Here is a 6,011-nt window from a genome sequence, read left to right on the forward strand (position 1 = left end):
ACCAAGAAGATGCTGTTCGGCGTGTACTACGGCTATGCCGTGGCCGAACTGATCTATGGCCGAGACGACCGCTACATCACTCTGGACGCGATCAAGGTGCGCAACCGCCGTCGCTTCCGCTACGACCAGGACGGCGCGCTGCGCCTGCTGACGCCGAACAACATGACCCTGGGGGAGCCGGCCCCGGCCCCGTACTTCTGGCACTTCAGCACCGGCGCCGACAACGATGACGAGCCCTATGGCCTGGGCCTGGCGCACTGGCTCTACTGGCCGGTGTTCTTCAAGCGCAATGGCATCAAGTTCTGGATGATCTTCCTGGAGAAGTTCGGCATGCCCACGGCCAAGGGCACCTACGGCAAGAACGCCACACCCGAAGAGCAGGACAAGCTGCTGCAGGCTGTGCATGCCATTCAGGCCGACTCGGGCATCATCATCCCCGAGGGCATGCTGATCGAGCTGCTCTCTGCAGGGCGCTCCGGTTCCGCTGATTACCAGGCCAACCATGACACCTGGGACGCAGCGATCGCCAAGGTAGTGCTGGGCCAGACTGCCAGCAGCCAGGGCACGCCGGGGCGACTGGGCAACGATGAGCTGCAAGGCGACGTGCGCCTCGATCTGATCAAGGCCGATGCCGACCTGGTGTGCGAGAGCTTCAACATGGGACCGGCCCGCTGGCTGACTGCCTGGAACTTCCCGGATGCGATGCCGCCGCGCGTGTATCGCGTGGTCGAGGAGCCCGAGGACATGGACGCCCGCGCTAGCCGCGACGAGAAGATCTCGCGCATGACTGGCTACAAGCCGACCCTGGGCTACGTGCAGGAGACCTACGGCATCCAGCTGCAGGAGCAAACGCCACCCAATGGCGCCCAGCCACCTGCTGCCGAGTTCGCCGAGGGCAAGACGCCGCGCGACCCGGCTGCGGCCATGGCGCCGCGCCTGGCGCAGGATCTGCGAGCGGCTGTTGGTGGTTGGGGTACGCGCCTGCAGGAGATCTTCGAAAGCGCCACCAGCGTCGAGGATCTGCGCGAGAAGCTGCTGGCCGCTGCGCCCGAGCTGGGCATGGACGAGTATGCGGCGGCGATGGGCCTGGCCCTAGAGGCCGCGCACCTGGCCGGGCGCAACGACGTCCAGGACGAGCTTGCGGCCCGAGGTAACAGCTGATGGCCACCGCCGCCAGCTACGGGAGCCTGTCGTTTCGTGAGCAGATCGACTTCATGCGGGCCAAGCAGCCCGTGGTCGACTACTGGCGGGTCCAGGGCGCCGCGCATGATCAGAGCTTCGTCAGTGCCGGCGCGCATCGCGTCGACCTGGTGGCGGATCTGCACGCGATCATCAACCGCGCGATCAGCGATGGCACCACCCTGCAGGACTTTCGCGAGGACTACTTCGCCGTCCTGGACAACTACGGGTGGGAGCCGGATGGCGGCCGCGAGTGGCGCGCGCGGGTGATCTACGAGACCAACCTGCGCACCAGTTACGCAGCCGGCCGCTATGCCCAGCTGCAGGCGGTGAAGGCCGAGCGGCCGTTCTGGGTCTACAACCACAGCGATGCGGTGGAAACGCCGCGCGAGCTGCATCTGCTGTGGGACAGCCTGGCCATCCATGCGGACAACCCGTGGTGGCAGTTGCACTACCCGCCGAACGGCTGGGGCTGCTGCTGCTTCGTCACCGCCTATAGCCTGGATGAGCTGCAGCGCTACCTGGGCAAGAGTGGCCCGGACGAGGCGCCGGCCAGCAACGTGCGCGGCATCGTGTTCAAGGGTCAGGTGGTGCAGGTGCCGGAAGGCATCGACCCAGGCTGGGGCTACGCACCAGGGCGCAGTGTGTTCGGGCAACAGGTGCAAGGCGCCCTGGAGAAGACCGTCAGGCTGCCGGCCGAGCCGGCGGCGCGGATGAATGAGCAACTGCTGCAGCGCCCAGCAGTGACGGTGGCCCTTCGCGACGATTGGTCGAAGCTGCTCGATGTCGCATCCAGGGCGACCGGCCCGGTGGTCGATCGGCAACTTGTGGTTGGCTCACTGGCGCCGGCCGTCACCGAGGCAGCCGTGGCGTTGGTCGAGCTGCAGAGCCCGCTGGTGCGCGCAGGTACGGCGTTCGCCCGCAGTGTGCTGCAGGACGCTGCGGCCAGTGTCACCCGTGCGACCTTGACCCGCCTGCCAATCATCCTGGCTCGACCTGCAGCGGTGCTGCTAGACCCGCTGCAGCAGCTGCTGCTGTACGTGGCCAGCACTGGAGGCAGCGCGCAGCGTGAGGTGGTGCGCGTGGCGGTGGCCAGCACCGGGCCCAGCGTTGTGGGCGCAGCGATGATGAACACGGCGGATCTGACTGGCGATATCGCCGCCGGCACGCTGCAGCTGCTGGAGGGCTCGATCTGATGGCTGGGGTAACGCTGGAGTACGTCGCCGGTGATGCGCTACGCGCGATGCAGGCCATGGGAGCGGCGCTGGCCGACCCAACGCCGCTGCAGCGTGATATCGGTGAGCTGCTGCTGATCATCCACCAGCGGCGCTTCCGGGCCCAAGAGTCACCCGATGGGGCGGCCTGGCAGGCGCTGAGCCCCGGCTACCTGAAGCGCAAGCCCAAGAACAAAGACAAGATCCTGGTACTCGGTGCCGGTGCGGTAAGCCTAAGTGGTGGCCTGCGTTACCAGACCGACGGCGATGACCTGCTGTTCGGTAGCGACCGGCCCTATGCGGCCATCCACCACTTCGGTGGCAAGATCGAGCGCCAGGCACGCGCGGCTACGGTCTACTTCCGCCAGGGCAAGGGTGGCGAGATCGGTCGTCAGTTCGTGCGCAAGGACAAGAGCAACTTCGCCCAGGACGTGAAGGTGGGTCCGTACACCATCAACATGCCGGCACGGCCATGGCTGGGTACGTCACCCGAAGACGATGAGCAGATCCTGCAGCGAGTTTTGAAGTACATCAGCCAGTTTTCCGAGTGAAAATCTAAAACCGCCAGAAACGCGCCAGGAGGCCCTATAGGGCGTTTTACTGCTGGCGTTGTACTCAGCGCATCGAGCAGCGGCCTTGTCAGCGCGTTTTGGGCGTTTATAAACACGCCTGGGGGCATTGCCACCGACACCCTTGCCGTGTTCTCGTAGAAAAGGCCCCTCGGCATCCAAACCGAGGGGCTTCTCTTTTTCGGCTAGCCGAAAAGATTCCCGCGCGATACCGCCCCAATCTGGCGGTATGAACAAGCCAACCGCAACGCTGCCCATTCTGCCCGCCGGTCGTCACATCGCTCTCGACGGCCGCCCGGTGGAATTTACCGAAGCCATCCTGCAGGAGATCGTCGACAGCTACGATCCCGCCCTGCACGAGGCGCCCCTCGTCATTGGTCACCCGAAGCTCAACGGCCCGGCGTATGGCTGGGCCAAGAGTCTGGAGATGCGCGAAGGCATGTTGTTCGCCGAGCCGCACCAGGTAGTGCCCGAGTTCGCCGAAGCGGCCAACCGCAAGATGTACAAGAAGCGGTCGGCCTCGGTGTACCTGCCGGACTCGCCGGGCAACCCGGTACCGGGCAAACACTACCTGCGCCATATCGGCTTCCTGGGCGCCATGCCGCCGGCCATCAAGGGCATCCCGGATGCCGAGCTGAACTTCGCCGAGGACGATGGCGGTCTTGCCCTGGAGTTCGCCGAGCCGCCCTACGCCCTTACGGGGCTCACCGACATCCTGCGGCGCATGCGCGATTACTTCGTCGAGCGGGAGGGTGCCGAGCGTGCCGATCAGCTGATCCCGAACTGGCAGCTGCAGAGCATCGAAGAAGACGCTCGCCGCCGCGCCGACGACAAGCTGGGCGCCGGCGGCTTCACCTCATTCTCAGAACAACCCACCGAAGCTGGCGCTGAAGCCGCAGCGGCATCTGCCGCCGCTGCGGCCGAGCCCGACAACGCCCCCCCAGGAGGCGGCAAGGCCACGTCGGCGGCAGATGCCGACGTGCTCGAACAACCCACCCAGCAGGAACCAACCATGTCCGACGCTGAACGCGAAGAGCAGCTCGCCGCGCGCGAACGCAAGGTGGCCGAAAGCGAGGCGTTGATCGCCAAGCGTGAGGCTGACGAGAAACGCACCAACGCGACCGAGTTCGCCGAGGGCCTGGTGGCCCAGGGCAAGCTGCTGCCGCGCCAGAAACTGCCCATGGTCGAGCTGATGCTCAGCCTGCCGGCGGCGCCGCTGGAGTTCGCCGAGGGCGACCAGCAGGTGACCAAAGGTGGCGAAGAAGTACTGCGCGACTTTCTGGACAGCCTGCCGCCGCAGGTTGAGTTCGGTGAGAAGAGCCGCTCGACCGGTCGCGACCTCGATGTCGACGACGCCAACGCCATTGCCGCCAAAGCAACGGCCTATCAAACCGAGCAACGCCAGGCTGGCCGAGAAATCAGCATCAGCCAGGCGGTGAGCCATGTCACCCAGGGGGCGAAATGAACATTACTGGACTCACGACCGCATTCCGTGCCGGCGCAGCCATCCTCGCGCGCCGCATTCTCACTGATGGAACTGCTGATGGTGTAGCCATCCAGGCAGCCGACGGCAGTGCGCGCCTGCTAGGCGTTAGCACCGATATCGACAGCGACTCGGGTGAGGTCGTCGACGCAGTTCGCACCGGCCTGGCTCCGGTTCTGTATGGCGGCACCATCACCCGTGGCGACCCGCTGACGGCTGACTCGACCGGCCGCGCCATCGCCGCAACCCTTCCCGTCGCAGCTGACACCTACATCATCGGCTTTGCCGAGGTGAGCGGTGTGGTGGGCGATATCGGTTCCGTTCAAATTGCGCCGGGTCTCCTGGCCCTGTCCGCGTAAGGAGCAGCACATGAGCAAGGCATCGTTTCCGATTACTCCCGAGCTGACGGCGATCGCTATCGCCTACCGCAACAACCGCATGATTGCGGATGACGTCCTGCCGCGTGTGCCGGTGGGCAAGCAGGAGTTCAAGTACACCAAGTACGACCTGCGTGAAGGTTTCACCGTGCCATCCACCCTGGTCGGGCGTAAGTCCGCACCAAACCAGGTCGAGTTCTCGGGTACCGAAGTAACCAGCAGTACCGAGGATCACGGCCTGGATGCTCCGGTACCGAACAGCGACATCGAGAACGCGGCACCGAATCAAGACCCGCTGGGCCGTGCCGCTGAGCTGGTGAGCAACCTGATCCTGCTCGATCGCGAAGCGCGTACCAGCAGCACCGTTTTCAGCAACGCCAGCTATGCAGCAGGCAACCGCACCACGCTGAGCGGTTCCAGCCAATGGAGTGACGCTACCAGCAACCCGATCCCGGTGATCACCGATGCGCTGGACAGCGTGGTGATGCGTCCGAACATCGGTGTGCTGGGCCGGCGCACCAGCACCTGGTTGCGTCGCCACCCGAAAGTGGTCAAGGCCTACAACGGAACTGCCGGCGATGAAGGCATGGTGCCGATGCAGTTCTTGGCTGACTTGCTGGAGCTGGAAGCGATCTATGTCGGTGAAGCCAAGCTGAATATCGCTCGACCAGGGCAAGCCGCCAACCTGATCCGTGCCTGGGGCCCGCATGCGGCGTTCATCTACCGTGATCGTCTGGCTGACACGCAGAACGGCACCACCTTCGGCTTTACCGCTCAGTGGGGTGGCCGCATCGGCGGTTCGCAGTTCGACGGCGATATCGGCCTTCGCGGTGGCCAACGTGTGCGGGTGGGCGAGTCGGTCAAGGAGCTGATCACCGCGCCTGACCTCGGCTACTTCTTCGAGAACGCCGTCGCCAACTGACCGACCACCTGACAAGGGCGGCCGATCCGGCCGCCTGCGGAGTGCACCATGTCGAAAGATCAAGCCGTGCTGGCGTTCGTCGCCTACCACATTTCTGGCGGCCGCTATGGCGTGAAGAACGCTGCAGGCGAGCGCGTCGGTGAGTTCATTGGCAACAAGGAAGAAGCCCAGGCCGAGGCGGACCGGCTGATCAACGAGCAGGAGGCGCCGGCCGAAGATCCGATCGTCTTCGGCGGTGGCGAAACCGGCCTGAAGCCGCTCACCGAG

General features: G+C 65.1%; 6 protein-coding genes and 1 pseudogene. All 7 read left to right on the forward strand.

The window, feature by feature from the left end; all coding sequences use genetic code 11:
• Nucleotides 1–1,161: DUF935 domain-containing protein (locus tag BM186_RS25685; RefSeq protein ID WP_074919239.1), on the forward strand; the 1,161-nt coding region annotated here is incomplete at its 5' end.
• Entirely contained in the window at nt 1,161–2,375 is a 1,215-nt protein-coding gene (locus tag BM186_RS25690; RefSeq protein ID WP_074919241.1) for a phage head morphogenesis protein, read from the forward strand. The genes BM186_RS25685 and BM186_RS25690, both read left to right, overlap by 1 nt.
• Entirely contained in the window at nt 2,375–2,944 is a 570-nt protein-coding gene (locus BM186_RS25695) for a phage virion morphogenesis protein (RefSeq protein WP_074919243.1), read from the forward strand. Before BM186_RS25690 ends, BM186_RS25695 begins: the two co-directional genes overlap by 1 nt.
• Before the next feature lie 247 nt (nt 2,945–3,191).
• Nucleotides 3,192–4,427 (forward strand): phage protease, encoded by a 1,236-nt coding sequence (locus tag BM186_RS25700; RefSeq protein ID WP_244157413.1) that lies wholly within the window; start codon nt 3,192–3,194, stop codon nt 4,425–4,427.
• Nucleotides 4,424–4,804: a DUF2190 family protein gene (locus BM186_RS25705; protein WP_074919245.1), complete on the forward strand. Its 381-nt coding sequence runs from the start codon at nt 4,424–4,426 to the stop codon at nt 4,802–4,804. Before BM186_RS25700 ends, BM186_RS25705 begins: the two co-directional genes overlap by 4 nt.
• Nucleotides 4,805–4,814: 10 nt before the next feature.
• Complete coding sequence (locus BM186_RS25710) at nt 4,815–5,744, forward strand: phage capsid protein (protein WP_074919248.1); 930 nt, start codon at nt 4,815–4,817, stop codon at nt 5,742–5,744.
• A 48-nt stretch (nt 5,745–5,792) separates the two neighbouring features.
• Nucleotides 5,793–6,011: pseudogene (locus tag BM186_RS25715) on the forward strand (hypothetical protein); the annotation flags it as partial.

This window comes from Ectopseudomonas toyotomiensis (genome assembly GCF_900115695.1).
Taxonomy (GTDB): Bacteria; Pseudomonadota; Gammaproteobacteria; order Pseudomonadales; family Pseudomonadaceae; genus Aquipseudomonas; species Aquipseudomonas toyotomiensis.

Bases quoted from the DNA above. Each gene is read 5' to 3' on its own strand.
- BM186_RS25710 (WP_074919248.1), top strand. From the start codon at position 4,815: ATGAGCAAGGCATCGTTTCCGATTACTCCCGAGCTGACGGCGATCGCT.
- BM186_RS25690 (WP_074919241.1), top strand. From the start codon at position 1,161: ATGGCCACCGCCGCCAGCTACGGGAGCCTGTCGTTTCGTGAGCAGATC.
- BM186_RS25695 (WP_074919243.1), top strand. From the start codon at position 2,375: ATGGCTGGGGTAACGCTGGAGTACGTCGCCGGTGATGCGCTACGCGCG.
- BM186_RS25700 (WP_244157413.1), top strand. From the start codon at position 3,192: ATGAACAAGCCAACCGCAACGCTGCCCATTCTGCCCGCCGGTCGTCAC.
- BM186_RS25705 (WP_074919245.1), top strand. From the start codon at position 4,424: ATGAACATTACTGGACTCACGACCGCATTCCGTGCCGGCGCAGCCATC.